This is a genomic window from Amycolatopsis sp. WAC 04197, assembly GCF_003947475.1.
In the GTDB taxonomy this organism is placed as follows: Bacteria; Actinomycetota; Actinomycetes; order Mycobacteriales; family Pseudonocardiaceae; genus Amycolatopsis; species Amycolatopsis japonica.
The window spans coordinates 1,212,960-1,238,352 of record NZ_QHJK01000001.1 but is presented as its reverse complement, the minus strand read 5'-3'; the positions used below and the strand labels follow the sequence as shown (position 1 = coordinate 1,238,352).

The following is a 25,393-nucleotide window of genomic DNA, read 5'->3' as shown; positions in this document are numbered from 1 at the left end:
TCGTTTGTTAAGCTGGACGAATGGCTCGGGACCTCGCTCCCGCCGCACCGGCGCGGCCGCTGCGGCGCGACGCTGAACTCAATCGGCAACGCATCATCGCGGCGGCACGCGATGTCTTCGGCGAGCGCGGGCTCGAAGCGACACTCGACGACGTCGCGCATCACGCCGGCGTCGGCGTCGGCACCGTCTATCGCCGCTTTCCCAGCAAGGAACACCTGGTCGAGGCGATGTTCGTCGACCAGTTCGAGACGATCCGCGAGTTCGCCGAAGAAGCGCTTCGCGCCGAAGACCCGTGGGAGGGCTTCGCGGACTTCACCTGGCGCGCGGCCGAACTGCACGCCGGTGACCGCGGGTTACGGGAAGTCATGCTGTCGAACGTCTTCGGCCAGGAGCGCGTCGCCGAGGCGAAATCGCGCATGGTGCCGTTGATCACACAGCTCGTCGAACGGGCTCAAACGGCCGGAGTGCTCCGCGCCGATTTCGTGCCGACGGACATGCCGCTCCTGCACCAGATGATCGGCTCCGTCATCGAGTTCACGCACGGTATCCAGCCGGACCTGTGGCGACGGTGCCTCGCGATGCTGCTGGACGGCCTGCGCGCCGAACCCGGCCGCGCGACCCCGCTGCCGCATCCGCCGCTGGACTTCGAGGCGTTGGACGAAGTGATGTGTTCCTTCCGGCTGCCGAAGCTGCGCTCCTGACCCCGCATTTCGTCCTCTGAATGCGGTAGTTGCGCGTGCAAGGACCGCATCCAGAGGACGAAACGCGTCAGGGGAGCTTGGGGAACACGGCGGCGGCGACCTCCCGTGCCGCCCCGCAGGTGACGTCCTCCGCCGCACCGTCGACACCGACCACGGAAAGCGCCGCCTGCTCGACGCGGTCCGGGGTGCCCGGGATCGGCCGGTGCGTGGTCACCTGGCAGAACGCGCCGGAAGTGGCGACCTGGACCTGCCGTCCGCCCAGCGCCTCCGTCGCGCCCGGCGTGGTGTCCGCGCCGACGGACAGCGAGAAGCTGACCTTGCCGCGGATGCAGCTGTGCCCGGACAGCGCCGGTGCCGGCTTGGTCTCCGCCCCGGCGGCGGCGTCGAGCTCGTGCTGATCGAGCAGCGCGCACGGGGCGACGCGACCCCACGAGCGCTGGTCCAGGTTCAGCCGTCCGACCTTGCGCGCCGAGATCACCCCGGCCGCGCTGCCGACCGTCGCGTCCGCGGTCCGGCAACGGCCGGCCTGGTCGGCGGGCGCCTTGGCGTCGGAGGTGACGGCGATGGACAGCCGGATCCCGTCGGCGAAGGTGAGCAGCCGCGTGCAGACGGTGTCCTCGTTGAACGTCGACCGCTGGACGCTGAGGCCTTCCGGCAGCGGCCCGGCGTATTCGTAGGGCTGATTGTTCGGATCCTGCCCGGAAGTGATCGGGCCGGTGGTCACGGTGTAGCGATTGGCGCCCTCGACGAATTCGAGGCGGCAGAACTCGAAAGAGGACAGTGGCGGTTTGACCGCGTTTCCGGCGCCGATCACTTTCCGCTGGTCGACAAGGCTGCAGTAATCGAGCGACGAGTATTCGCCGAGCGCCTCGGAAGCGGTCAAGGCCTCGTCGCCCGCCGTGGTCGGCGAAGGCGCCGCCGGTTCGGGTGTGGCACAGGCCGCGGCGAGGAACAGGCCGCAGAGTACTGCGCTCAGTCTCTTCGGGGGCACCGGAGCAGTATGGTCAAAAGATCCGGGAACACCACCCCCTACGGGCGAAGAACACAGGGCTCGCCGCGTTTTCCCAGGTGGGTGCTTTACCTCGATTTCACGCCCTTAGGGGTGCGTTTCGTTCCGCGGTGGGATGCGGGCGGGCCGCCACTCGACGAAAATGGGTTTCACACACAGTGATGACAGAGAGGGAAGACCCGTGACGAACCCCGTAGCCGCCCGCTTGACCCGACCGCGCCAGGGCCGCATGATCGGCGGCGTCTGCGCCGGGATCGCCAAACGTTTCGGCACCACGCCGGGCAAGGTCCGCCTGCTCGCCGTGCTGTCCTGCCTGCTGCCCGGTCCGCAGTTCATCGTCTATCTCGTGCTGTGGCTCGCCCTGCCCGAAAGCGAGTACTGAGCCGGCCTCAGGCGTTGGGATCGAAGGGGATGCCCGCCGGTTTGGCCTTGCCGAGGTTGTACTCGAACGAGCCGTCCTTGATCGCCAGGCTCGCGCTGCCGAAGTCGGCGCGGACGAGCGTGTCGCGGACACCGGGCGGGAATCCGTCCCAGCTGACGAGAGCCGGGTACTGCCAGGCGTTGTAGTGGTTCTCCGGCGGCTCGGTCGCGCTCGCGATGCGGAAGCAGTGGGTGCTCGCGCCGTCCTTGTGATAGACGATCTTCGGGTGCGTCCCCTCCCAGGAGACCTTCGAGCGGTCGTAAGTCGAGTAGTTGCCGTGCGCGGACGTCGAGACGTACCGGGCCTGGCCCTCGTTGACCCAGACGACGACGTGTTCGATGTCGTGCCGGTGCCCGCAGCAGTCGATGAGCGGGACGGCTTGGTCCTTTTCGAAGTACAGGTCGTACAGGTGGGCGCACCAGCCGTTGTTGCACTTCGATCGGGCGTAGGAGTTCGTGTTGTCCAGGTCGGACCGGTCCCGGCACTGACCGTTGAGGGCTCCGGAGTTCTTGAGTCCGGTCGCCACCGCGCCGGTGGGCGAGATCGCGGGCGTCGGGTAGCAGCCGTCGGTGTCGTAGTCGAACGCGGGCTGCCAGGTGCGGTCGGCCTCGGTCGCGTTCGACGGCAGCGCCTGTGGGGGTTCGGCCCAGGCGACGGCCGGGGCGAGCGTGGTGATCAGGACCGCGCCGACCAGACCCTGCAGGAGACGGCGTGTCAGCTTCTTCGGCAAGGCAGGCACCCTTCTCTCGGTACCCGGAGGATTCCCGATCACCTCAGGTGACGTAAACCGCCGAAGGTGGGGAAGCGCTTGAAGGCCCCCTTCCCGCGGCTGAGCCGAGGGAAGGGGGCCTTCACGCGCTACAGGACTAGTCGGTGTAGGTCAGGTTCTTGCCGCTGGCCCCATCGAACAACTTGATCTTGTCCGCGTCGAACCACAGCTCCACGTTCTGGTTCTCCGCCGCGGAAGACGCCGCCGAGAGGCGGGCGACGATCTGCGACTCGGCACCCGGAACGTCCGAGGATCCGCTGTCGGCGGCGAGATCCGCGAGGTCGGACGACGACGCGGCCGCACCTTCGACCGAGAAGTGCGCGAACTTCTCCGACCCCATCGACTCGAGGACGTCGACGTGGGCGGTGAACGTCGCACCCTGACGGGCGTTGGCGTCCACCAGCGCGGCGTCCTCGAAATGCTCCGGCCGGATGCCGACGATGACCTCACGCGGCGCGTCGGCGGCTTCCACCAGTTGCCGCACCCGGTCGGTGAGCGGGATGTCGCCCAGCGCGCTGCGGGCGGTCCCGTTCTCCAGCGTCGCGGGCACGAAGTTCATCGACGGGCTGCCGATGAAGCCGGCCACGAACAGGTTCGCCGGGTTGTCGTAGAGGAACTGCGGCGATCCGATCTGCTGCACGTGGCCCGCCCGGAGCACGACGACCCGGTCGCCGAGGGTCATCGCCTCGGTCTGGTCGTGCGTGACGTAGAGCGTCGTCGTGCCGAGTTGTTTCTGGATCTTCGACACCGAGGTCCGCATCTGGCCGCGGAGCTTCGCATCCAAGTTGGACAGTGGCTCGTCCATCAGGAACGCCTTGGGGTTGCGGACGATCGCGCGCCCCATCGCGACGCGCTGCCGCTGCCCACCGGACAGGTTCGCCGGCTTGCGGTCGAGATGGCCGGTCAGATCGAGGATCTGCGCCGCCTCCTCGACCTTGGCCCGCACCGTCCGGTCGTCGACCTTGGCCAGCCGCAAGGGGAACGCCATGTTCTCCCGCACGCTCATATGCGGGTACAGCGCGTAGGACTGGAACACCATCGCGATGTCGCGGTCCTTCGGCGCCTTCTCGTTGACGCGCTGGCCGTCGATGCGCAGTTCGCCCGACGAGATGTCCTCCAGGCCCGCGACCATGTTCAGCGTCGTGGACTTGCCACAGCCGGACGGGCCGACCAGGATGATGAACTCACCGTCGGCGATCGTGATGTCCACTTCGGACACCGCGAGGGCGCCGTCGGGGTACTTCTTGGACACTTTTTCGAGAACGATTTCAGCCATGGGTCAGCCCTTCACCGCACCGGACGTCAGCCCCGCCACGATGCGACGCTGGAAGAACAACACGAACAGGATGATCGGGACGGTGATCACCACGGCGGCCGCAGAGATCGTCCCGGTCGGGTCTTCGAACTGCGAGGACCCGGTGAAGAACGACAACGCCGCCGGGACCGTGCGCGAGGCCTCGGTCGAGGTCAGCGAGATCGCGAACAGGAAGTCGTTCCAGCAGAAGATGAACACCAGGATCGCGGTGGTGAACACGCCCGGCGCCGCCAGCGGTGCGATCACCTTCCGGAACGCCTGCGCCGGGGTCGCGCCGTCCATCTTCGCCGCCTTTTCCAGCTCCCACGGGATTTCCCGGAAGAACGCGGAAAGCGTGTAGATCGACAGCGGCAGCGCGAACGTGATGTAGGGCAGGATCAGCCCCGGCCAGGTGTCGAACAACCCCAGCTCACGTTCGATGTTGAACAGCGGCGTCACCAGCGAGACCTGCGGGAACATCGCGATCAGCAACGACATCCCGACCAGCACCTGCTTGCCGGGGAAGTCCAGCCGCGCGATCGCGTACGCCGCCATCGTGCCGAGGACGACCGCGATCACCGTCGCGATGATCGCGATGCCGATCGAGTTCACCAGTGCCCTGATGAACTCCGTGGTCTCGAAGATGTCCGCGTAGTTCTGCCACGTCCATTCCGACGGGATGAAGTTCCCGTCGTCCAAGGTCTCCTTGGTCTTGAACGAAAGCGAGACCACCCAGAGCACCGGGAACAGCGCGAACACCAGGACCAGGAGGTCGACCAGGCCCCATTTGAACTTGCGGCCGGGAGTGACCGCTCCACCGATGGCCATCAGCGCTTACCCCCATTGTCACTACCGGGTGCGGCCGTGCCGAACACCTTGATGAAGATGAACGCGATGATCGCCACCGTGAGGAAGATCAGCACCGCCATCGTCGACCCGATCCCGAGGTTCAACCCCTTGACCAGGTTGTTGTAGGTCTGCATCGACACCGACGACGTGTCCTGTGCCCCGTTGGTGAGCACGAAGATGTTGTCGAAGATGCGGAACGCGTCCAGGGTGCGGAACAGCAGCGCCACCAGGATCGCCGGTTTCATCACCGGCAGCATCACCTTCGTGAACCGCTGCCACGCCGTCGCACCGTCCATCGACGCGGCCTTCAGCAGGTCGTCCGGCACCAGCGCCAGCCCCGCCATCAGCAGCAGCGCCATGAACGGCGTCGTCTTCCACACCTCGGCCAGCACGATGATCGCCAGCGAAGGCCAGTATTCGGTCAGCGGCGCGCTGTCCGGGAAGAACAGGTTGGCCAGATAGCCCGTGTCCGGCGTCCAGGCGTAATACCAGGAGAACGCGGCGACCACGGTCACGATGCCGTACGGGATCAGGGCGACCGTCCGCACGAGGCCCCGGCCGACGAGCGTCCGGTGCATGATCAGCGCCAGGCCCATGCCCAGCACGAACTCGATCGCCACCGAAACGATGGTCAACCCCATCGTCGTCCCGAACGCCGTCCACCAGTAACCGTTGGACAGCACCGAAATGTAGTTGTCGAGGCCGACGAACTCCTGCTGCGCCGGGAACCTGAGGTCGTAGCGCTGCAGGGAGAGCCAGATCGAGTAGATGATCGGGTACCCGGTGACCGCGATCATCACGATCGCCGCCGGGGCGCACAGCCACAGCCCGAGCCTGCGCTCGGCCTTCTTTCCTTCGCTGAGAACCGGTTTCGCCTTCTTGCCCGGTTTGCTCGCGGTCGCCGAACCGGCGGTCTCCTGCACGGTCACGGGATCACTCCCTTCGACTGGAGCGCGTCGGCGAGCTGTTCCTTCAGCTTCTCCGCCGTCTTCTGCGGATCGATTTCAGAAGGCGGGGAAAGCACCTTCGACAACACTGTCGAAGCGTTCTGGTACGCCGGGGTCAGCGGACGGACCGCCGCGTCCTTGAGCGCGTCCAGGATCGTCTCCCGCATCGGGTACTTCGTTTCCATACTCGGGTTGTCGTCGCTCTGCGGCGCCGTCGCGTCGAGCGGCAGCGTGTCGGTGTAGAGCGATTCGATCGTCGGCGGGACGCCGTCCTTGAGCGCGGAGAACTTCTGGTTCTTCGCGCTGCGCAGGCACAGCGCGACCTCGTAGGCCTCGGCCTTGTGCTTCGAGGTCGAACTGACCGCCAGGTTGTAGCCACCGATCGTGGTCTTGGCGGGCTTCCCCGCTTCGAGCCGCGGATAGGTGGTCCACTTGAAGTGCTTCAGCTCGTCCTTCTTCTCCTTGGCGTAGGAGGCGTAGACGAACGGCCAGTTCAATTCGAAGGCGGCGTTGCCGCGCTGGAAGGACTGGCGGACCTCGTCCTCCTTCGAGTTGGTCAGCGACGGGTCGGTGATCCCGGCCGTGGTGACCTTCTTGAGCATCTCCAGCGCCTTGACCGCGCCGGCGTCCATCACGACCGACTTGCCGTCGTCGGACAGGATCTTGCCGCCCGCGGACTCGACGAGCGTGTTGTAGATGACGACGAGGCCCTCGTACTGCGCGCCGGTGAACACGACGTTCGCCGGTTTGCCCTGCGCCTTGAGCGCCTTCGCCTGGTCGATCATCTCGTCCCAGGTCTTCGGCGGTGTCGGCGTCAACCGGTCGTCGTACCAGAGCAGCTGGACGTTGGTGTTCTTGGTCGCCGCGTAGAGTTTTCCGTTCCACGTGGCGGTTTCGAGCGGTCCCGGCAGGACACCCTCGGTCGCCTCGGCCTTCGCCTCGCCCGTCCATTCGTCGACCCAGCCCGCCTCGGCGAACTCCGAGACCCAAGTGACGTCCAGCCCCAGTACGTCGAGCGACTCGTCCCCGGCGGCCAGGCGGCGCACCATCTGCTCCCGCTGGCCGTCGGCCGGTCGCGGAAGCTTGTTGTAGACGACCTCGTACCGCCCGCCCGAGGCCTTCGTGCAATCGTCCACAACGGACTGGAAATTGTCTTCGGGCGCGTAGTAGACGTTGATCTTCAGTCCGGCGTCCGAACCGCAGCCCGCCAGCAGCCCGACCGTCAGCGCTGTCGCGCCGAGTAGCGAGCCGGTGCGGCCTGGTGAGCGGCCCCTCCGGCTCGCGCTCATCCTCTTCCCCATGAGGCCTCCTCACCCGCGCACGCCTGGGGAACGGCGGCACTAGGACGCGTTGAAGAAGCCCGCGCGCCAGCACCCCGACGTGCTAGTGCTCGGGCGGACACGCTGGAGTACATGACCGCCCGACTGGTGTTGTGCAACCTATTCCGGGCGATCACCGCCCGCAAGCAGTATCGGTAACGATTCAGCGGACCGCACGACGAACAGGTGAACGAGTACCGCCGAATGTCATCCGGCGGGGCGGCCGCCCAACGCCAGCTGGGCCAGGAGCTCACGGCCCTGTTCGGCCGAACGCGGCTGGCAGAGCACGTCGTACCGGCCGGCGACCAGCTGGCTCGCGGAGGAGAAGTCGCGGCGGGACATGCTGTAACTGATCGCGGCGAAGACCGTCCACGCCAGGATGCCGAGCACGAGCCCGCCGATCATGGGCTGCCAAGCGAACCCCTGGTTGTTGAACATGCCCAGCAGCAGCCCGATGATCAGGCCGAACCACGCGCCGGACACCGCGCCGGTGCCCAGCACCCGGCCCCAGCTCAGCCTGCCGACGACGCGCTCGACGAGCATCAGGTCGACACCGACGATGGTCACGTCGGCGACCCCGAACTCCTTCTCCGCGAGGAAGCCGACGGCTTGCTGGGCTTCGCCGTACGTCGCGTAGGAACCGATCGGCCAGCCGGAAGGCGGTGTCGGCAGCCTGGGCAGCCCACCCGCGGCCCGGCCGCCTCCGCCAAAGGGAGCACTCACGTAATCACCTCTCGCCCGTCCTGGTCCATCTTCTCAAGGACGGGCGAAAGGCGCGAACGTTCAGGAGCGGGACTTGTACTCGCGAAGCAGACCGCGGCTGATGATGGTCTTCTGGATCTCGCTGGTGCCCTCGCCGATGAGCAGGAACGGCGCCTCGCGCATGAGGCGCTCGATCTCGTACTCCTTGGAGTAGCCGTAGCCGCCGTGGATGCGGAAGGAGTCCTGGGTGACCTCGGCGCAGTACTCGCTCGCGATCAGCTTCGCCATGCCTGCCTCGACGTCGTTGCGCGCGCCGGAGTCCTTGAGCCGGGCGGCGTTGACCATCATCAGGTGCGCGGCCTCGACCTTGGTGGCCATCTCGGCGAGTTTGAACGCGATCGCCTGGTGCTCGGCGATCGCCTTGCCGAAGGTCTTGCGCTGCTGGGCGTACTCCACCGCGAGTTCGAACGCGCGGATCGCGATCCCGCAGGCGCGGGCGGCGACGTTGACCCGGCCGACCTCGACACCGTCCATCATGTACGCGAAGCCCTTGCCCGGCGCTTCGCCGAGGACCTTGTCGGCACCGACCTTGTAGCCGTCGAACACGGCTTCGGTGGTGTCGACGCCCTTGTAGCCCATCTTGTCGATCTTGCCGGGGATGGTGAGCCCGGGCGCGACCTCGCCGAAGCCCTCGGGCTTCTCGATGAGGAACGTGGTGAGGTTCTGGTGGGCCTTCTCCGCGCCTTCGTCGGTCTTGACGAGCAGCGCGATCAGGTTGGAGCTGCCGCCGTTGGTCAGCCACATCTTCGAACCGTCGATGACGTAACCGTCGTCGGTCTTGCGGGCGCGGGTCTTGATCGCGGCGACGTCGGAGCCGAGGTCCGGCTCGGACATCGAGAACGAGCCGCGGACCTCGCCGGTCGCCATCCGCGGGAGGAAGTGCTGCTTCTGCTCGGGCGTCCCGTGCTGCTTGATCATGTGCGCCACGATGAAATGCGTGTTGATGACGCCGGAGACGCTCATCCACCCGCGCGCGATCTCCTCGACCACGAGCGCGTAGGTCAGCAGCGATTCGCCGAGGCCGCCGTACTCCTCCGGGATGGTGAGCCCGAACAGGCCCATCTCCTTCATCCCCTCGACGATTTCGGCGGGGTAGGTGTCGGAGTGCTCGAGCTCCTGCGCGCGCGGGATGACCTCCTTGTCCACGAACTGGCGGACCGTGGCCAGGATTTCGGACTGCACGTCGGTCAAGCCGGCGGTCTGGGCGAGGCGAGCCATCGCTGCTCCTAAATTCGCGCGCACCGGGCTCCCGGCGCTGGGTTACCGGTGAGTATGCCGTCTGACGTGGGAGCTCGCTATGAGCGCAGTCACGCGTACGCCATCCGTGAGCATGCCACTACAGTGACAAGCCGATCACAGTCCGAGGGGGACGAAACGTGGCTCAGCAGCCTTTCGGCGGGTTCCCGCCGCAACAGCAGTACGCCTTCCCGAACCAGCCTCCGGCGCGGAGCAAGGATTCCGGCCTCGCGACGGCCGCCTTGATCTTTTCACTCTTCGGGCTGATCGGGCTGGTGTCCGTGATCCCGGGGATCGTCCTGGGGCACGTCGCGTTCGCGAAAGCCCGGCGCGGCGAGGCCGGCGGCAAGGGCATGGCGCTCGCCGCGTTCGTCGTCGGCTACCTGATGATCGTCCTGTACGCCATCGCGATCCCGGTCCTGCTCAACGTCGCCGCGAAACACGGCGCTTTCCGGTAGCGATACGGTCCTCGTCTACGAGGGGACCAGCATGACGAATCCGCACGACCCGTACGGACATCAGCCGTCCGGGCAGTTCGAGCAGCCCTACGGACTCCAGCCGTACCAACCGCCGCCGCAGCAGTACTACGTCCAGCAGGCCTATGTGCGGCCGCCGGACCAGGGCATGGCGGTGGCGTCGCTGGTGTGCTCGCTGATCGGGCTGCTCATGTGCTTCCCGGCGATCCTGGGGATCATCTTCGGGCACATCGCGCTCTCGAAGGCCAAACGCGGTGAAGCCGGCGGCCAGGGCATGGCGCAGGCGGGCATGATCATCGGGTACGTCGTCACCGCGCTGTGGCTGATCCCGGTCATCCTGTGGTTCGTCTTCGTGGTGCTCGCGATCGGTGCCGCGGGCGTCTCGTGACCCGTCGCCGGACGATACGGTGGTGTCCCGCACGAACCAGGGGGCCAGCAGGATGAGCAGTTCCGACTCGCAGGACACACCGTCGACGTCGTCCTACACCGACTCGAACACCTTCTCGGATCCGACGTCCGCGTCGTCCGAAACGGTTTCGAGCCCGGCGGAACCGCAGCAGTTCCAGCCGCCCGCGCCCTTCACGCCGCCTCCGCCGTTCGAGCCGCCTGCTCCGTTCGAGGTGCCTTCGGTGTCGGCTCCGGCTCCGGAGCCGACACCGGTTCCGGTCGAGACGTACGGGCAGACCATCGATCCGCTGACCGCCGAGCCCGTCCCGCCGCCCTTCACGGCTCCGGACACTTCGGTTCCTCCGGTGTACACGCCCGTGCCGTTGCCTGCCGCTTATCCGCCGCCGCAGCCGTACAACCCGTACGCGATGGCCGCGCCCCCGCGTTCGCAGGACAACGGGATGGCGATCGCCGGGCTGGTGTGCTCGCTCGTCGGGATCTGCTCGTGCGTCACCGTGATCGTCGGGCTGATCCTGGGGCACATCGGGCTGGCGAAGGCGAACCGCGGCGAAGCGGGCGGACGCGGCATCGCGCTCGCGGCGGTGGTCATCGCGTACGTCGTCATCGCGCTGTACGTCGGGTTCATCGGGACGATGATCATCCTCGGGGTGAACGGCGAGCTCGATTAGCGCTGGGCCTCGTGCTCCACGTCGCCCGGTTCGCGCGGTGCCGGCGCCACCTGACCGTTGGCCGGCGCGTCCTCCGGAGGCGCCTCCTTCTTGGGCGTGTTCGCGTCCAGGAAGCGCAGCAGTTCCACCGGGAACGGCAGGACCAGCGTCGAATTCTTCTCCGCCGAGACCTGAACGACCGTCTCCAGCAGCCGCAACTGCAACGCCGCCGGGGTGTCGGCCATGGTCGCCGCCGCCTGCGAGAGTTTGTGCGACGCCTGCAGTTCGCCGTCGGCCGAGATGACCCGCGCCCGCCGTTCGCGTTCGGCTTCGGCCTGGCGTGACATCGAGCGTTTCATCGACTCCGGCAGCGCGACGTCCTTGATCTCGACGCGGTCGATGTGGATGCCCCAGTCCAGCGCCGGGCTGTCGATCATCAGTTCCAGGCCCTCGTTCAGCCGTTCGCGGTTGGACAGCAGGTCGTCCAGGTCGCTCTTGCCGATGATGGACCGCAGCGAGGTCTGCGCGACCTGGCCGACGGCCGAGCGGTAGTCCTGCACGTTGACCGCGGCCAGCACCGGGTCGATCACCTTGAAGTACACGACCGCGTCCACCCGCACGGTGACGTTGTCGCGGGTGATGCCGTCCTGCGCGGGGATCGGCATCGTGACGATCTGCATGTTGACCTTCTGCAGTCTGTCCGCGAACGGCACCAGCAGCGCGAGCCCCGGCTCCCGGATGGCCGGGCGCACCCGCCCGAACCGGAACACGAGACCGCGTTCGTACTGTTTCACCACGCGAAGGCTGGCCGCGAGCCAAGCTCCGCCCGCGACGGCGACCGCACTGAGAATCTCCACCACCATGGCTGCTCCCGGGGTTGTTCTCGCTGTTCACGGTACGCCCGGCGAGTCACGGGGGAAACACGGTGGACAGGCCTGCCAAGGTGGGTTCGTGACCGGTTTCAAGATCCCGCCCAAGTTCCTCGACCGTGCCGCCGACCTCGGCCCCGGAGCCGCCGAGTGGCTCGATTCCCTCCCGTTCCTCGCCGGGAAGTACACCGCCAAGTGGCAACTCGAATACGACGGCGAGGCCATGCACGGTTTCGTCGGTGTCGCGCAGCCCGTACGCCGCGCGGACGGCTCCCCCGCGATCCTCAAACTCGGCTGGCCGCACGAGGAGTCCGACGACGAACCGCTCGCACTGTCCACTTGGGCCGGTCAGGGCGCGGTCCTGATGTACGACAACGTGCCCGAGGACGGCGTGCTGCTCCTGGAGCGGCTCGACGCCACCCGGTCGCTGGAAACGGAGCCGATCCAGGAGGCCGTCGAGACGGTCGGAGCGCTGGCGCGGCGGCTGGCCGTCCCCGCTCCCGAAGCGCTGCGGCGATCTCTTCGGGAAGAGGCCGCGGAGCTGGTCGCCGAACTTCCGGAGACCTGGAGCGAACTGGGCGAGCCGTTCGACCGCAAGTACGTCGACGCGGCGGTGGAGATCTGCGCGAACCTCGGGCCGGAAGCCGGTGAGCTGATGGTGAACGAGGATCTGCACTTCGAGAACGTCCTCGCCGGAGCGCGCGAACCGTGGCTGGTGATCGACCCGAAGCCGCTTTCGGGTGATCTGGAGTTCGGCGCGATCTCGATCCTCTGGAACCGCGCGGAAGAGTCCACAATGGACGACAAGCTCAAGTGGTTCTGCGCGGCGGCCGGGGTGGACGCGGAGCGGGCGCGGGCGTGGACGCTCGTGCGCGCGGTGCAGAACTGGACCTGGCTGTACGAAGACCTCGCCGAGGGCGCCTCGCCCGAGACCGTCGCCGAAGACCCGGCCTACGCCGCCGTCCCCGGAATCGCGGCCTGGGCATTGCGGTGATCACACGAATCGTCGTGGACCCCGGGAGCGGATAACCTTCGGGCATGGCAGCCGTGAACAGGGTATTCGCAGCCCAGCTGGCCGGTTTGCCGGTTTTCGGGCCCGATGGCGAATCGATCGGCAAGGTGCGGGACCTGGTGGCGGGCCTGCGCCTCGATCAGCAGCCGCCCCGGATCCTGGGCATCGTGGTCGAACTGACGACGAGGCGCCGCGTGTTCGTGCCGATGTTGCGGGTGACCTCGATCGAGCCCAGCGCGGTCACCCTCGCGACCGGATCGGTGAACATGCGGCGCTTCCACCAGCGGCCCAACGAGGTGCTCGTGGTCGGGCAGCTCTTCGACGCGTACGCCACGCTCGCGGGCTCGGACACCAGGATCACCGTCGTCGACGCCGCCATGGAACCGACGCGGACGCGGGACTGGGTGCTCGCGAAACTCGCGATCCGCGAACGGTCGAGCAGGCTCGGCCTCGGCAGGCGGCGTTCGGCGATGCAGGTGCTGCCGTGGTCGGAGGTGTCCGGGCTCGGGCTCACCGATCTGACCGGCCAGACCCAGGGCGCGGCGCAGCTGCTGATGCTGTTCGACACGATGCGCCCGGCCGACGTCGCCGCCACGGTCCGCGACCTGCCGCTCAAACGACGGCACGAGGTCGCCGACGCGATGGACGACGAGCACCTCGCCGACGTCATCGAGGAGCTTCCCGAGGACGACCAGAAGGAACTGCTGTCCTACCTCGCCGAGGAACGGGCCGCCGACATCCTCGAAGCGATGGACCCCGACGACGCCGCCGACCTGCTGGCCGAACTGGCGCCCGCCGAGCAGAACCGCTTCCTGGAGCTGATGGAACCCGAGGAGTCGGCGCCGGTGAAGCGGCTGCTGGAGTACTCCTCCGACACCGCGGGCGGTCTGATGACCCCCGAGCCGGTGGTGCTGACCCCGGACGCCACGATCGCCGAGGCACTCGCGCACATCCGCAACGCCGACCTCCCGGTGGCGCTGGCGAGCATGGTGTTCGTCTGCCGTCCGCCCACGGAGACGCCGACGGGGCGTTTCGTCGGCGTCGTCCACTTCCAGCGACTGCTACGCGAACCACCCGCCGAGATGGTGGCGAGCGCCATCGACTCCCAGCTGCCCGCGCTGCGGCCGAAGGCCACGTTGTCCGAGGTCACGCGCTACTTCGCCGCCTACAACCTCACCTGCGGGCCGGTGGTGGACGCCGAGGACCACCTGCTCGGCGCGGTCACCGTCGACGACGTGCTCGACCACCTGCTCCCGGAGGACTGGCGCGAGACCGGGCTGCACGACATCACCGGCGAGATCACCGAGGAGGCCGAACGTGCCTGAACTGACGTCCGGGCGGCGGCTGGACCAGCCCCGCGGCCAGAGCCGGTTCAGGCTGAACATCGACCCCGACTCGTTCGGCCGGTTCACCGAACGGATCGCGCGGTTCCTCGGCACCGGCAAGTACCTGTTCTGGCAGACGCTGATCGTCATCGTCTGGATCGTGCTGAACCTGGTCGCGGTCTCGCTGCGGTGGGACCCGTACCCGTTCATCCTGCTGAACCTGGCGTTCTCGACGCAGGCCGCGTACGCCGCGCCGCTGATCCTGCTGGCGCAGAACCGGCAGGACGACCGCGACCGCGTCTCCCTCGACGAGGACCGGAATCGCGCCGCGCAGACCAAGGCCGACACCGAATACCTCGCGCGGGAGCTCGCGTCGCTGCGGATCGCGCTCGGCGAGGTCGCCACCCGGGACTTCCTGCGGGGCGAGCTCGACCGGCTCCGCGAGGATCTCGACGCCAAGCCGCGCAAGGCCAAACCCGACCGCACGCCTACCGGTACTTGATTTTTTGCGGATGAGCCCCCGGCCGCGATCCCGTCGCCAGGGCGCACGCTGGCCGAACAGGTCACTTCTTGCTCGTCAGGGCGCCCTGCCGCCGTGATCCCGGAGCCTTCGGCCAGGCGGGTTCGTCCAGCTCCGCCTACCGGTACGTAACATGGTGGGGTGACCAGTACGCAGCAACTCCCCAGCGTCGACGATGTCCGCACCGCGCTGAAGGCCGTGTACGACCCGGAGATCAAGAAACCGATCACCGAACTCGGCATGGTCAAGGACGTGGAGGTCGGCTCGGACGGTGTGGTCACCGTCGGGATCTACCTGACGGTCGCCGGCTGCCCGCTGAAGGCGACGCTGACCAACGACACCACCGAAGCCGTCAAGAAGCTCCCCGGCGTCAACGACGTCCGGGTCGAGCTCGACGTGATGAGCGACGAGCAACGCACGGAGCTGCGGAAATCCCTGCGCGGTGACGCCGCCGAACCGGTGATCCCGTTCGCGCAGCCGGGCTCGCTGACGCGCGTCTACTGCGTCGCGTCCGGCAAGGGCGGCGTCGGCAAGTCCTCGGTGACGGTGAACCTCGCGGCCGCGATGGCCGAACGCGGGCTGTCCGTCGGTGTGGTGGACGCGGACATCTACGGGCACTCGGTGCCGCGGATGCTCGGTGCGCGGGAGAAGCCGACCAAGGTCGACACCATGATCATGCCGCCGCAGGCGCACGGCGTGAAGGTGATCTCGATCGGCATGTTCACCCCGGGCAACACCCCCGTGGTGTGGCGCGGGCCGATGCTGCACCGCGCGCTGCAGCAGTTCCTCGCCGACGTGTTCTGGGGCGACCTCGACATCCTGCTGCTGGACCTGCCGCCGGGCACCGGCGACATCGCGATCTCGGTGGCGCAGCTCATCCCGAACGCGGAGATCCTCGTCGTCACCACGCCGCAGCAGGCGGCCGCCGAGGTGGCCGAGCGCGCGGGCGCGATCGCGCTGCAGACGCGGCAGCGGGTGGCCGGGGTCATCGAGAACATGTCGTGGCTGGAGACGCCCGACGGCCAGAAGATGGAGATCTTCGGTTCCGGCGGCGGGCAGTCGGTCGCCGACTCGCTGTCGAAGTCGGTCGGCTCGACGGTGCCGCTGCTCGGGCAGGTCCCGATGGACCCGCGCGTGGTCTCCAACGGCGACGCGGGCACGCCGATCGTGCTGGCCGAGCCGGACGCGCCGGCGTCGCTTGTGCTCAAGGAGGCGGCGAAGAAGCTGACCGTCCGGGCGCGCGGGCTGGCCGGGATGATGCTGAACGTCACCCCCGCGGGCCGCTGACCGCCCCCTGCTCATGCATTTAGTCCTCTGGATGCGGTACTTGCACACGCAAGGATCGCATCCAGAGGACTAAATGCATGGGGTTGAAAGCCGGGGTCAGGTGGCGTCCGGGTCGACCGGCGGGCGCTCACCGGGCTTCAGCGGCTCGGGCTGCGAAGCCGGCGCCGGGTGGCCGTTGGGCTTCGAAGCGCCGTTGGAACCGTTGGTGCCGTTGACGTTGTTGAGCCCCAGCGGATCCGTGTCACCGTCGAACAGGTGCTGGGTGACGACCCGCTTCGGGTCGAAGTTCCGCAGGCCCCGCAGATCCTCCAGCGGCTTGCGCAGCTGATCGAACTCCGGGCCCATCTCCTCGCGCAGCTGCGTCTTGGCACCGGTCGCGAAGTCGCGGACCTTGCGGACACTCTTCGCCACCCAGGACGCCGCTTCAGGCAGCCGTTCCGGACCGAGGATGAAAAGACCCGCGACGACGATGATGAGGATCTCTCCCCAGCCGACACTCTCGAACACCCGTGTGAACCTCCGCCTCGGCGTCTTCCCCGTTCAGGGTACCCGGCCGAACTCGCTAGTCCGAGGCCAGTTTCACGTCCACGACAAGTGAAGACCCATCCCGGACAAGCCGGACAGGGACCACTTCGCCGACTTCGCGAGCGCGGACCGCGACGAGCAGTTCCGCCGAGTCGCGCACGAGCCTGCCGCCGACTTCCGTGATGACGTCGCCTTCTTTGATCCCCGCCGAGGCCGCGGGGCCCCCGGGGGCGACGTTGCGGACCTGTGCGCCCATGGTGCTGGAGCCCGCGACGGTCGACGAAGCGTTGATGCCGATGTCGGGGTGGACGACCTTGCCGTCCTTGATCAGTGTTTTCGCGATCTTCACCGCGTAGTCGCTGGGGATGGCGAATCCGATGCCGATGCTGCCGCCTTCGGCGCTGGACGAGCGGATCGCCGAGTTGATCCCGACCAGCGCACCGGTCGCGTCGACGAGCGCCCCACCCGAGTTGCCGTGGTTGATCGCGGCGTCGGTCTGGATGGCTTCGTAGATCACCGGTGCGCTGCCGCCGTCGCCGCCCGCGGTCACCGGGCGGTTGAGCGCGCTCACGATGCCGGCGGTGACCGAGTTCTGCAGCGCCAGCGGCGAACCGACGGCGATCACCGAGTCGCCGACGGCCAGGTCGGACGACTTCCCGACCTGCAGCGCGGTGAGGTTCTTGACGTCGACCTTGACCACGGCCAAGTCGGTTTTGGCGTCCGCGCCGACGACCTTCGCCTCGACGCGCTTGCCGTCGAAGAACACGGCGGTGACCTTGGTGGCCGCGTCGGCCGTCGCGGCGGAGATCACGTGCTCGTTGGTGAGCACGTAGCCCTGGTTGTCGATGACGACACCGGAGCCCTGCTGGCCCGCGTCGGCGCCGGGTTTGAACACCTCGAGCGAGACGACGGCGGGCGCCACCCGGTGGGCGATGTCCGCGATCGAACCCGCCGGCCGCTCCTTGGCCGCGTCGGCCTCGGAGATGCTGGCCTGGCCGGTCAGCTCGGTGCCGGTGTCGGCGAACCACCAGCCGATCAGCCCGCCGACCGCGCCGATGGCCAGCGCGACCGCGGCGAGCATCGCCAGCGCCTTCGTCTGCACACGCCGCCCGAAGAGGACCTCCGGAAGGCTCAGCAGCGCACCCTGCGGGCGCTTCGCCTGCTTCTCCTCTTCCGTGTCCTGCTGCACGGCGGGCCCGGCGAGCACCGCACCGGAACCGGGATCACGCCACGGGTCCGACGTCGTGGTCCAAAGCGGATCTTCCGCACCGCTCGCGGACGGCCCGGAGCCGTTGGTCCCGTGCGGCCGCTCCAGTACGACACCTTCGGCGCCCGGCGGGCGGCGGAAGGCTTCGGCGAGCGATTCCGGCGTCGGCGGCGCCAGATTCAGGCCCGGCGCGGGCTGTCCGTTCGCGCTGGGCTGGTAGAGCCTGTCGAAGGCGCCATCGACGCCATGCGGCCTCCCGAACGTGGCCGCCTGCGCCGGATCGACGGCGGGCCGGGCCAGCGGGCGCGGTGCCAGCCGATCCCCCGCCGGGTCACCAGGCTGCTGCGGTTTCGCGTTCGGCTGCTCGGTCATCATTCCCCGGGGCTGAGATCAGGTTGGCCGGACGCGAGAGTACGCCAAGCCTCACCGTGGATTCTGCCGTGACCACGGTGAAGTGCGCGTTGATTCCCCGGACCGGACAGAAATGTGACACTTGCCGCGAAGATGTCTCACTTATGGCACGCTGACGGCCATGTCGCAGAATCCGGGGGCCCCTTATCCGCCCCAGAACGTCCCTCACCAGCAGTGGCCGCAGCAGCAGGGCTGGCCGCAGCAACCACCGAAGAAGAAGGGCCTGAGCACCAAGGTGAAGGTGCTGCTGCTCGTGGCGGCGCTCGTCGTGGTCGGCGGCGGGATCGGCCTGGTCGTCGTGATGAAATCGGTCGCGGGGCCGGAGAAGCAGGCCACCAAGGTGGAGGCCGGCGACTGCGTCCAGCTGACCGGCGCGGGGAAAGAGGCGGACGCGGTGAAGGCCGCCTGCGACGACCCGCGGACGCCGTACGTCGTGAGCGTCAAGGGCACGGTCAAGGGCGACTGCCCGGAGGGCTTCTACAGCTACTCGGTCGCGACGCCGCTGCGCGGTGAAGGCGTCGGACTCTGCTTGGGGATCAACGCGCGGATCGGCCTGTGTTTCGACGTCATCAAGACCAAGACCCCGCCGCCGCTGGTGGACTGCTCGGGAGCGCGGCTGAAGATCAGCGAGGTGTTCGACAAGGCCAGCTACGTGAACAGTCCGTGCAAGGAGGGCACGGAAGAGGTGATCTCCTACTCGGCGTACGGCGCGACGCAGAAGTTCAAGAGCGCGACGATCTGCTTCGTCAAACCCTGACGGAGCGGATCAGCGGGCCGAGACGGGCATGGGCCGGCTGGACGTGCTCGGGCTCGGCGTGGGGCTGCGCGGCGGTTCCGGCTGGGTGCCGCCGCCCAGCTGCGCGGGCAGCAGCCCGGCGTTGACGCCCTGCGGCGGGGTGAGGCCGGTGTTCGGCTGCTCTTCGGTGCCGTCACCCGAGGTCGCGACCAGGGCCAGGGCGCTCAGGACCAGGCCCGAAACGACGACTCCGGCGCCCTGCGCGTACTTCCGCCGGGCGAGACCGAACCGCCCGCCGCCGAGGACGTTCGGCGACTGGCCCAGCGGCGCCGATGATCCCAACGGCGCTGTGCCTCCCAAAACCCCTGTACCGCCCAAGACCCCGGTGTCGCGAAGGCCGGCGACCCGGTCGGGCCGCTGGATGGCCACGAGCTGGCCGTCCGCGGTCATCGCCAGATTGTCCGGCGTGCCGGGAAGTTCGGTGTTCTGCGGGATGGAGCAAAGGCTGGCCAGGAAACCCGCCGACATCGACGGGGCTCCCGCCTGCTTCAGGGCCGCGACGGCCTGGCGCTGGGCGGTCACCTCGGCGGCGCAGGACTGGCATCGGGCGATATGCGCCGAAGCCCTGTCCTGGGCGCCGAGGGTCAGCTCGCCGTCCACGAAGGCGACGATGGCGTCCGGAAGCAGATGCGACTCGGGGAGTCCCCAACCTCGCGGTGCGGTCATACCCCCACCTTCGCAGACTCCTGCGCCGCGGCGCGACGACGCTCCAAAGAAGCGCGAAGCGCCTGGCGGCCACGGTGGATCCGGCTGCGCACGGTGCCGAGCTTGACACCGAGGGTGGCGCCGATCTCCTCGTACGAGAGGCCTTCGACGTCGCACAGCACGACCGCGGCACGGAACTCGGGCGGCAACTCGTCGAGCGCGGCCTGCAGGTCCGGGTCGAGATGCGTGTCCGAGTAGACCTGCTCGGGGCTCGGGTCGTCACCGACGATGCGGTCGGTGTCCTCGGGGAGGCCTTCCATCCGCACGCGCGAGCGGCGGCGGGCCATGTCGAGGAAGAGGTTCGTGGTGATGCGGTGCAGCCAGCCTTCGAACGTGCCGGGCTTGTAGGACGCGAGGGAGCGGAAGACCCGGATGAAGGTCTCCTGCGTCAGGTCCTCGGCGTCGTGGGCGTTACCGGTCAGGCGGTATGCCAGCCGGTACACGCGGTCGGCGTGCTCACGCACGACCTCGTCCCACGAGGGCGGCGTCCATGCGGCCTCGTCCACCGTCACCGGCGTGACCTGGTCCGCGTGCTGGTCCTGCATCGTGTCCTGCATCGGGGAAGTAGGCACCTCCATCAGCGTCTTCTCCCAACTACTCCACCCAACGCGGGCGATGAGCACGGTGTTCCCGTTGTCGAGGACCAGTCTGTCCGGCCTGCTTATGTTTCTAGTGAGACTGGACTGAGAGGAGGCTGAGAAGTCGTTACCAGGAGTCTTCTGCTCTTTTGGCGATAGGCAGCGCTAACCTCCGCGTGTGAATTCCGGGACGCATGCGGGCTCGCCTGCCGAGGCCGCCGACGCCGATCTCGTCGACGGCTACGTCCCCGACGACGAGGTACTGGCCGCCGCGCGGGCGCGGTCGGCCGATCTGGGATGCGGTCCGCTGAGCGCGGGCGCGGGCGCGACTCTCCGTTTTCTGGCCACGACGCTGCGGGCGAAGGCCGTCGTCGAGGTCGGGACCGGGGCCGGGGTGAGCGGGTTGTGCCTGCTCGGCGGCATGGTCGATGACGGGGTCCTCACCTCGATCGACATCGAGCCGGAGTACCACCGGGCGGCACGGGCGGCGTTCCGTGAGGCCGGCTACCCGCCGGGGCGGACCCGCCTGATCATGGGGCGCGCGCTCGACGTCCTCCCCCGGCTCACCCCCGGCGGTTACGACCTGGTGTTCGTCGATTCGGCGCCGGTGGAGTACCCGAGTTGCTACGAGAAGGCCGTCGCGCTGCTGCGGCCCGGCGGGATACTGGCGTTCCACAACGTCTCGGGCACCAGGGTGACCGATCCCTCACGGCGTGATCCGGACACCCTCGCGCTCCGGGAGGTCGCGCGGGCCTTCCGGGAGGACGAGCGGCTGGTCCCGGCGCTGTTGCCGGTGGGCGGCGGGCTGCTGGTCGCCGCGATCGCGTAGCAATGGACCTTTGCTACCACTTTTCAGACCCGTTCCGTGAAGGCCTCCTTGAGGGACCCAGAGTCCCTCAAGGAGGCCTTCACGGACTTGGGGACCACCGCGACCACGGCCACCGCGGCGATGGCCAGCCAGGCGGCGGTGAGCACGATCAGCCACGTCCAGCCCGCGTGCCCGTACACGGTCGCGCCGACGGCACCGCCGACGCTGCTGCCGAGGTAATACGAAAGCGTGTAGAGCCCGCCCACCTGGCCGCGAGCGTTTTCGGGCGCCTCCGCCGCGGCCCAGCCGTTGGCGACGGCGTGCGCGGCGAAGAACGCGCCGGTCAGCACCACGAACCCGGCGACGACCATGGGCAGCGAGTCGGACAGCGTCAGCGCGGCGCCCGCGATCGTGAGCAGCAGGGCACCGGCGAGCGACCGGCGACGCCCGAAGCGGCCGACGAGCTTCCCCGCCGTCGCGGACGAGACCGAGCCGATCGCGTACGCGAGGAAGACGAGCGACGCGATCGCCGGGGAGAGGTTCAGCGGCTCCCCGGTCAGGCGGAAGCCGGCAGCGTTGTAGAGCGCGACGAACGAGCCCATCGCCAGCAGCGCGACCGCGTACTGGACCAGCAGGACCGGCTTCCGGACGGCCGCGCCGAGCCCGGCCAGCACCGCCTTGCCCTGGTCGCGAAAGCGCTCTGACCTGCGCCGATCCGCGAAAGTGGTAGCAAAGGTCCCTTGCTCCCCCGGCGGCAGGGCCAGCACCGTGACCACCGTGCAGACCAGCCCGACCCCCGCGACGACGAGCAGCGCGCCCTGGTAGCCGAACGGTCCGGCGGTGAACCCGGCCGCGAGCCGTCCGACCATGCCGCCGACGGTGTTCCCGGCGATCATCGCGCCCACCGCCGCCGCCAGTCCGGCCTTGCCGAGCCGTTCCGCGAGGTAGGCCGCGGCCACGCCGGGGAACCCCGCGATGGCGACCCCCTGCAGCGCCCGCAGCACGAGCAGCGCCGGATAGCTCGGGGCAAGCGGCAGCAGGAAACCGAACACGACCGACGCGACCACCGAAGCGATGATCACCGGACGCCGTCCCACCACCTCCGAAAGCGCCGCGATCGGCAGCACGGCGATCGCGAGCGCGCCGGTCGCGACGCTCACCGCGAGCGAGGCGCCACCGGGATCGAGGTGGTACTGCTCGGCCAGTTGCGGCAACACCGGCTGCGGCGCGTAGAGCAGCGCGAACGAGGAGATCCCGGCCGCGGCGACGGCGATCGTCACGCGGCGGGTGGTTCCGGGAGCAGGCACGACCTCGAAGCTAAGCCTCGCTAAACGATACGTCTAATACGCTCATCTGCCACAATCGATACCGTGCTGAATGAAAGGATGACCGCCCAGCTAGCCCCCCAGCTCGCTCTGCTCACCGCACTGCGCCGCACGACGAACGTCACACGCGCGGCGGAACTGCTCGGTGTCCCGCAGCCCACGGTAAGCCGCCGGATCGCGGCACTCGGCGAGGCCCTCGGCGCACCACTGACGGTCCCCGACGGCCGCGGCATCCGGCTCACCCGGGCCGCCGAGTTGCTCGCCGACGCCGCGGAGCGCGCTCTCGCCGCCGTCGACGCCGGGGTCCGCCAAGCCCGCGAGGAGGTCGACCCCGAATCCGGGCACATCGTCCTCGGCTTCCTGCACCTCCTCGGCCGATCGCTGGTCCCCACGCTGCTCCGCGGCTATCGCGCGGACCACCCGGGAGTCCGGTTCACCCTGGTCCAGGGCTCGCGCCAGGACATGGTCGACCGGCTGACCAGCGGCGAACTCGACCTCGCGCTGCTCGCGCCGGCCCCGGTCGACGACCCGCTGCTCGACACCGCCGTTCTGTCCGAGCAGGAGATCTTCCTGTCCGTGCCGACGTCGCACCGCCTCGCCGACCGGCCCAGCGCCGCCATCGAGGACCTCAAGGACGAGGAGTTCGTGCTCCTCGAGACCGGCTACGGCCTCCGCACCATCACCGACGAACTGTGCGCCGCGGCCGGCTTCGAGCCGAAGATCGCCTTCGAAGGGCAGGAGTCCGACACCGTGCGAGGCCTCGTCGCGGCCGGGCTGGGCGTCGCGTTGCTCCCCCGTTTCGAGCCGGGCAGCCCGGCGGGTGTCGCCGAAGTCCCGCTGGTGCCGCCGGTCGGTCGGACCATCGGGCTGGCTTGGCGCAAGGACGTCGTCCTGCCGCCCGCCGTCTTGAGGTTCCGGGAACGGGTCCGCGCGCACCCCTGGTGACGATCGTCAGGGTCGGTCCCTGCCGTTCGTCCACCCCGCGGGTGCGACGTTTTCGCTAACTTCGGGTGAATGTACGACGACATCGTGGAGTTGGCGGGGGAAAGCCCGAGCTGGCTTCAGGCGACCGGAATCCTGTTCACCGAAGCAGGACTGCTCGTCTTCGCGGCGCTCTTCGCCTGGATGCTGTGGCGGGCGCGCACCTCACCCGTCCGGATCGCCGTGGCGTTGCTGCCGCCCGCCGCGACCGTGATCGCGTACCTGATCAGCGAGGGCCTGAAAAGCGTGATCCAGGAGGACCGGCCGTGCCGGAACCTCGTCACGCTCGTCGACTGCCCGCCGATCGGCGACTGGTCCTTCCCGAGCAACCACTCCACCATCGGGGCGGCGGCCGCCGTCGGGCTGGCACTCGCCTGGCGGCGACTCGCGCCATGGGTGCTCCCGGGTGCGATGCTGATGGGCTTCTCGCGGGTCTTCGTCGGCGCGCACTACCCGCACGACGTACTCGCCGGGCTCGTCCTCGGATCCGTGACGGCGTGGCTCGTGTACCGATACCTGACCGGTCCCGCGACCGGGATCGCCCGGCGGCTCACCGCCCACGCCGGTGACGCGCCGACCCAGCCCATGCCCAAGGTCGACCTGCGGGATGGGAGCAAGGGACCTTTGCTACCACCCCGCAGGTAAACCGCAGGTCAGGCGTAGGACGCGACCAGTTCGACCAGCGTCCGCGCCGCGAAGCCGGTGGCCCCGGGCACGACGTCCGCGTAGGTCTTGTCGGCCCGCGCGGGGCCGGCGATGTCGAGATGCGCCCACGGCACGTCCCCGACGAACTCGCGCAGGAACAGCGCCGCGACGATGCCGCCGGGGCCGCCCGGCGCCTGCCGGACGTCACCGAGCGAGCCCTGCACGGTCTCGGCCAGGTCCTCCAGCAGCGGCATCCGCCACCACGCCTCGCCGACGCGCTCGCCCGCCTTCGTGACCCGCTCCGCGAGCGCGTCCTCGTTGGCGAAGACGCCGCCGGTGCGGACGCCGAGCGAGACCTTCATGGCGCCCGTCAGGGTCGCCGCGTCGATCACCGCGTCCGGTTTGTGCTTCTTGATGCCGTAGACGAGGGCGTCGGCCAGGACCATGCGGCCCTCGGCGTCGGTGTTGCCCACCTCGGTCGTCTTGCCGCCGTAGTGCCGGACGATGTCGCCGGGCCGGTACGACGAACCGGACACGTGGTTCTCGGCGGCGGGCACCAGCGCGGTCACCTTGACCGGCAGGCGCAACGCGGCGATCGCGCGGACCGCGGCGATGATCGCCGCGCCGCCCGCCATGTCGGTGCGCATGAGGTGCATGCCGTCGGCCGGTTTGATCGAAAGCCCACCGGTGTCGAAGGTGATGCCCTTGCCGACCAGCAGCAGATGCGTCGTCGCCCCGCGCGGCCGGTACTCCAGTTCGATCAGCCGCGGCGGCGCGGCCGAGCCGCCACCGACCGAGAGGACGCCGCCGAAGCCCTGCTCGGCCAGCCATTTCTCGTCCCTGGCCGTCACGGTCAGGTTCGGCAGGCCGCCGACGACGCGGACGGCCGTGTCAGCGAGCCAGGCCGGGGTCTTGATGTTCGACGGCGTGTTCGCCAGGTCGCGCGCGAACGCGGCGGCCGCGGCGAGTTCGCGGACCCGCTCCAGGGCGTCCGCGGCGTGCTCGTGGCGTGTGATCAAGCGCACGGTCCGCAAACTCGGCTTCGGCTCCTCGGCCGTCACCGTGAACCGGTAGCCACCGAGAAGCAGCCCGTACGCGAGTTCCTCGATGTGCTCAGCGCCCGCGTCCTCAGGCAGTTCGACGGCGAAGGCACGGAACGCCTTCTGGCCCGCCTTGACGTCGTCCTCCAGCGCCGACGAAACGGCGCGGACCAGCGCGGCACCGGCCTTGCGGTACTGCTTGGGCTCGCCGTCTCCGACGCCGGCAAGCCAGCGGACGCCGCCGGTCGGCACGGTCTGCACGTCACCGGCCTTGCCGGTGGGCCGCACGCCGCCGATCTCCGCGAGTCCGGCGTCACCGTCCTCTTCGGACGGCGCCGCGATCAGCGTGGCCAGCGGCGTACCGCGCCTTAGGTCGTCCGAGACCTCGAGTTCGAGCAGCTTCCCCGGAACGGGGGGTAGCGGGTTACGCACAGTGAGCGACCTCCGGGCGCAGATGAACCGCGACCCCGGCCTCCGAAGGGAGACCGGGGTGCGGGTGGTTGAACGTTGGTGCGGTCCGG

Annotated in this window: 28 protein-coding genes; 13 read left to right on the top strand and 15 right to left on the bottom strand. The window is 68.8% G+C overall.

The window, feature by feature from the left end; translation table 11 throughout:
* The first annotated feature begins 20 nt into the window (after window positions 1-20).
* The gene (locus tag DMC64_RS06275) at window positions 21-701 is read left to right on the top strand and encodes a TetR/AcrR family transcriptional regulator (protein ID WP_125732572.1); all 681 of its coding nucleotides are present in this window, start codon (window positions 21-23) and stop codon (window positions 699-701) included.
* A 67-nt stretch (window positions 702-768) separates the two neighbouring features.
* Here the strand turns inward: DMC64_RS06275 and DMC64_RS06270 are convergent, their stop codons facing one another.
* A complete protein-coding gene (locus tag DMC64_RS06270) occupies window positions 769-1,692 on the bottom strand; it encodes a hypothetical protein (protein ID WP_125732570.1) in 924 nt (307 codons plus the stop codon).
* Window positions 1,693-1,891: 199 nt separating this feature from the next.
* Between DMC64_RS06270 and DMC64_RS06265 the strand changes: the two genes are divergently transcribed.
* Complete coding sequence (locus DMC64_RS06265; protein WP_063774594.1) at window positions 1,892-2,092, top strand: PspC domain-containing protein; 201 nt, start codon at window positions 1,892-1,894, stop codon at window positions 2,090-2,092.
* Window positions 2,093-2,099: 7 nt separating this feature from the next.
* Here DMC64_RS06265 and DMC64_RS06260 read toward each other — a convergent pair whose 3' ends face one another.
* From DMC64_RS06260 to DMC64_RS06230, 7 genes are all read right to left on the bottom strand, one after another.
* Window positions 2,100-2,861: an NPP1 family protein gene (locus DMC64_RS06260; RefSeq protein WP_125732568.1), complete on the bottom strand. Its 762-nt coding sequence runs from the start codon at window positions 2,859-2,861 to the stop codon at window positions 2,100-2,102.
* A gap of 136 nt (window positions 2,862-2,997) precedes the next feature.
* Window positions 2,998-4,176, bottom strand: coding sequence for an ABC transporter ATP-binding protein (locus DMC64_RS06255; RefSeq protein ID WP_125732566.1), 1,179 nt, complete (start codon window positions 4,174-4,176; stop codon window positions 2,998-3,000).
* Window positions 4,177-4,179: 3 nt separating this feature from the next.
* The gene (locus tag DMC64_RS06250; RefSeq protein ID WP_038519055.1) at window positions 4,180-5,022 is read right to left on the bottom strand and encodes a carbohydrate ABC transporter permease; all 843 of its coding nucleotides are present in this window, start codon (window positions 5,020-5,022) and stop codon (window positions 4,180-4,182) included.
* On the bottom strand, window positions 5,022-5,972 hold the full coding sequence (locus DMC64_RS06245) for a carbohydrate ABC transporter permease (protein WP_125732564.1): 951 nt from the start codon (window positions 5,970-5,972) through the stop codon (window positions 5,022-5,024). The genes DMC64_RS06250 and DMC64_RS06245 overlap by 1 nt, the downstream gene beginning before the upstream one ends.
* Complete coding sequence (locus tag DMC64_RS06240; RefSeq protein ID WP_125732562.1) at window positions 5,969-7,291, bottom strand: ABC transporter substrate-binding protein; 1,323 nt, start codon at window positions 7,289-7,291, stop codon at window positions 5,969-5,971. The genes DMC64_RS06245 and DMC64_RS06240 overlap by 4 nt, the downstream gene beginning before the upstream one ends.
* A 225-nt stretch (window positions 7,292-7,516) precedes the next feature.
* Window positions 7,517-8,032 (bottom strand): general stress protein, encoded by a 516-nt coding sequence (locus DMC64_RS06235; RefSeq protein WP_037332126.1) that lies wholly within the window; start codon window positions 8,030-8,032, stop codon window positions 7,517-7,519.
* 60 nt (window positions 8,033-8,092) lie between these two features.
* Complete coding sequence (locus DMC64_RS06230) at window positions 8,093-9,289, bottom strand: acyl-CoA dehydrogenase family protein (RefSeq protein WP_037332128.1); 1,197 nt, start codon at window positions 9,287-9,289, stop codon at window positions 8,093-8,095.
* A gap of 158 nt (window positions 9,290-9,447) precedes the next feature.
* Between DMC64_RS06230 and DMC64_RS06225 the strand changes: the two genes are divergently transcribed.
* The 3 genes from DMC64_RS06225 to DMC64_RS06215 are packed head-to-tail and all read left to right on the top strand — an operon-like array spanning window position 9,448 to window position 10,859.
* On the top strand, window positions 9,448-9,765 hold the full coding sequence (locus tag DMC64_RS06225) for a DUF4190 domain-containing protein (protein ID WP_125732560.1): 318 nt from the start codon (window positions 9,448-9,450) through the stop codon (window positions 9,763-9,765).
* 31 nt (window positions 9,766-9,796) lie between these two features.
* On the top strand, window positions 9,797-10,171 hold the full coding sequence (locus DMC64_RS06220) for a DUF4190 domain-containing protein (RefSeq protein WP_125732559.1): 375 nt from the start codon (window positions 9,797-9,799) through the stop codon (window positions 10,169-10,171).
* Window positions 10,172-10,223: 52 nt separating this feature from the next.
* The gene (locus DMC64_RS06215) at window positions 10,224-10,859 is read left to right on the top strand and encodes a DUF4190 domain-containing protein (RefSeq protein ID WP_125732557.1); all 636 of its coding nucleotides are present in this window, start codon (window positions 10,224-10,226) and stop codon (window positions 10,857-10,859) included.
* Here DMC64_RS06215 and DMC64_RS06210 read toward each other — a convergent pair.
* Window positions 10,856-11,701, bottom strand: a complete 846-nt coding sequence (locus DMC64_RS06210; RefSeq protein WP_125732555.1) for a slipin family protein — start codon at window positions 11,699-11,701, stop codon at window positions 10,856-10,858. The genes DMC64_RS06215 and DMC64_RS06210 overlap by 4 nt on opposite strands.
* A gap of 88 nt (window positions 11,702-11,789) precedes the next feature.
* Here DMC64_RS06210 and DMC64_RS06205 point away from each other — a divergent pair, with 88 nt between their 5' ends.
* From DMC64_RS06205 to DMC64_RS06190, 4 genes are all read left to right on the top strand, one after another.
* Entirely contained in the window at window positions 11,790-12,701 is a 912-nt protein-coding gene (locus DMC64_RS06205; RefSeq protein WP_125732553.1) for an aminoglycoside phosphotransferase family protein, read from the top strand.
* A 44-nt stretch (window positions 12,702-12,745) separates the two neighbouring features.
* Window positions 12,746-14,044, top strand: coding sequence for a magnesium transporter MgtE N-terminal domain-containing protein (locus DMC64_RS06200; protein WP_063272129.1), 1,299 nt, complete (start codon window positions 12,746-12,748; stop codon window positions 14,042-14,044).
* On the top strand, window positions 14,037-14,546 hold the full coding sequence (locus tag DMC64_RS06195) for a DUF1003 domain-containing protein (RefSeq protein ID WP_037332140.1): 510 nt from the start codon (window positions 14,037-14,039) through the stop codon (window positions 14,544-14,546). Before DMC64_RS06200 ends, DMC64_RS06195 begins: the two co-directional genes overlap by 8 nt.
* Before the next feature lie 159 nt (window positions 14,547-14,705).
* Complete coding sequence (locus DMC64_RS06190; RefSeq protein ID WP_037332142.1) at window positions 14,706-15,851, top strand: Mrp/NBP35 family ATP-binding protein; 1,146 nt, start codon at window positions 14,706-14,708, stop codon at window positions 15,849-15,851.
* Window positions 15,852-15,947: 96 nt separating this feature from the next.
* Here DMC64_RS06190 and tatB read toward each other — a convergent pair whose 3' ends face one another.
* Together tatB and DMC64_RS06180 are read right to left on the bottom strand one after the other, a co-directional pair.
* A complete protein-coding gene (gene tatB / locus DMC64_RS06185) occupies window positions 15,948-16,358 on the bottom strand; it encodes a Sec-independent protein translocase protein TatB (protein WP_037332145.1) in 411 nt (136 codons plus the stop codon).
* A gap of 55 nt (window positions 16,359-16,413) precedes the next feature.
* On the bottom strand, window positions 16,414-17,955 hold the full coding sequence (locus DMC64_RS06180) for a trypsin-like peptidase domain-containing protein (RefSeq protein ID WP_125732552.1): 1,542 nt from the start codon (window positions 17,953-17,955) through the stop codon (window positions 16,414-16,416).
* Between the two features lie 160 nt (window positions 17,956-18,115).
* Here DMC64_RS06180 and DMC64_RS06175 point away from each other — a divergent pair, with 160 nt between their 5' ends.
* A complete protein-coding gene (locus DMC64_RS06175; RefSeq protein ID WP_199754899.1) occupies window positions 18,116-18,751 on the top strand; it encodes a hypothetical protein in 636 nt (211 codons plus the stop codon).
* Window positions 18,752-18,760: 9 nt separating this feature from the next.
* Here the strand turns inward: DMC64_RS06175 and DMC64_RS06170 are convergent, their stop codons facing one another.
* Both DMC64_RS06170 and sigE read right to left on the bottom strand, forming a co-directional pair.
* Window positions 18,761-19,456, bottom strand: coding sequence for an anti-sigma factor (locus DMC64_RS06170; protein WP_125732550.1), 696 nt, complete (start codon window positions 19,454-19,456; stop codon window positions 18,761-18,763).
* A complete protein-coding gene (sigE, locus tag DMC64_RS06165) occupies window positions 19,453-20,073 on the bottom strand; it encodes an RNA polymerase sigma factor SigE (protein ID WP_037332153.1) in 621 nt (206 codons plus the stop codon). Before sigE ends, DMC64_RS06170 begins: the two co-directional genes overlap by 4 nt.
* A 178-nt stretch (window positions 20,074-20,251) precedes the next feature.
* Here sigE and DMC64_RS06160 point away from each other — a divergent pair, with 178 nt between their 5' ends.
* Complete coding sequence (locus DMC64_RS06160) at window positions 20,252-20,902, top strand: O-methyltransferase (protein WP_125732548.1); 651 nt, start codon at window positions 20,252-20,254, stop codon at window positions 20,900-20,902.
* Window positions 20,903-20,925: 23 nt separating this feature from the next.
* On the opposite strand, the gene DMC64_RS06155 is transcribed toward DMC64_RS06160, so the two are convergent.
* On the bottom strand, window positions 20,926-22,161 hold the full coding sequence (locus tag DMC64_RS06155; RefSeq protein WP_125732924.1) for an MFS transporter: 1,236 nt from the start codon (window positions 22,159-22,161) through the stop codon (window positions 20,926-20,928).
* Between the two features lie 105 nt (window positions 22,162-22,266).
* Here DMC64_RS06155 and DMC64_RS06150 point away from each other — a divergent pair, with 105 nt between their 5' ends.
* Both DMC64_RS06150 and DMC64_RS06145 read left to right on the top strand, forming a co-directional pair.
* Window positions 22,267-23,151, top strand: coding sequence for a LysR family transcriptional regulator (locus DMC64_RS06150; protein WP_199754922.1), 885 nt, complete (start codon window positions 22,267-22,269; stop codon window positions 23,149-23,151).
* A gap of 69 nt (window positions 23,152-23,220) precedes the next feature.
* Window positions 23,221-23,832 (top strand): phosphatase PAP2 family protein, encoded by a 612-nt coding sequence (locus DMC64_RS06145; protein WP_125732543.1) that lies wholly within the window; start codon window positions 23,221-23,223, stop codon window positions 23,830-23,832.
* 8 nt (window positions 23,833-23,840) lie between these two features.
* Here the strand turns inward: DMC64_RS06145 and DMC64_RS06140 are convergent, their stop codons facing one another.
* On the bottom strand, window positions 23,841-25,304 hold the full coding sequence (locus tag DMC64_RS06140; RefSeq protein ID WP_125732542.1) for a M17 family metallopeptidase: 1,464 nt from the start codon (window positions 25,302-25,304) through the stop codon (window positions 23,841-23,843).
* Between the last annotated feature and the right edge of the window lie 89 nt (window positions 25,305-25,393).

Bases quoted from the DNA above. Each gene is read 5' to 3' on its own strand.
- DMC64_RS06275 (WP_125732572.1), top strand. From the start codon at position 21: ATGGCTCGGGACCTCGCTCCCGCCGCACCGGCGCGGCCGCTGCGGCGC.
- DMC64_RS06255 (WP_125732566.1), bottom strand. From the start codon at position 4,176: ATGGCTGAAATCGTTCTCGAAAAAGTGTCCAAGAAGTACCCCGACGGC.
- DMC64_RS06250 (WP_038519055.1), bottom strand. From the start codon at position 5,022: ATGGCCATCGGTGGAGCGGTCACTCCCGGCCGCAAGTTCAAATGGGGC.
- DMC64_RS06240 (WP_125732562.1), bottom strand. From the start codon at position 7,291: ATGGGGAAGAGGATGAGCGCGAGCCGGAGGGGCCGCTCACCAGGCCGC.
- DMC64_RS06230 (WP_037332128.1), bottom strand. From the start codon at position 9,289: ATGGCTCGCCTCGCCCAGACCGCCGGCTTGACCGACGTGCAGTCCGAA.
- DMC64_RS06220 (WP_125732559.1), top strand. From the start codon at position 9,797: ATGACGAATCCGCACGACCCGTACGGACATCAGCCGTCCGGGCAGTTC.
- DMC64_RS06215 (WP_125732557.1), top strand. From the start codon at position 10,224: ATGAGCAGTTCCGACTCGCAGGACACACCGTCGACGTCGTCCTACACC.
- DMC64_RS06210 (WP_125732555.1), bottom strand. From the start codon at position 11,701: ATGGTGGTGGAGATTCTCAGTGCGGTCGCCGTCGCGGGCGGAGCTTGG.
- DMC64_RS06200 (WP_063272129.1), top strand. From the start codon at position 12,746: ATGGCAGCCGTGAACAGGGTATTCGCAGCCCAGCTGGCCGGTTTGCCG.
- DMC64_RS06180 (WP_125732552.1), bottom strand. From the start codon at position 17,955: ATGACCGAGCAGCCGAACGCGAAACCGCAGCAGCCTGGTGACCCGGCG.
- DMC64_RS06175 (WP_199754899.1), top strand. From the start codon at position 18,116: ATGTCGCAGAATCCGGGGGCCCCTTATCCGCCCCAGAACGTCCCTCAC.
- DMC64_RS06170 (WP_125732550.1), bottom strand. From the start codon at position 19,456: ATGACCGCACCGCGAGGTTGGGGACTCCCCGAGTCGCATCTGCTTCCG.
- sigE (WP_037332153.1), bottom strand. From the start codon at position 20,073: ATGGAGGTGCCTACTTCCCCGATGCAGGACACGATGCAGGACCAGCAC.
- DMC64_RS06150 (WP_199754922.1), top strand. From the start codon at position 22,267: ATGACCGCCCAGCTAGCCCCCCAGCTCGCTCTGCTCACCGCACTGCGC.
- DMC64_RS06145 (WP_125732543.1), top strand. From the start codon at position 23,221: ATGTACGACGACATCGTGGAGTTGGCGGGGGAAAGCCCGAGCTGGCTT.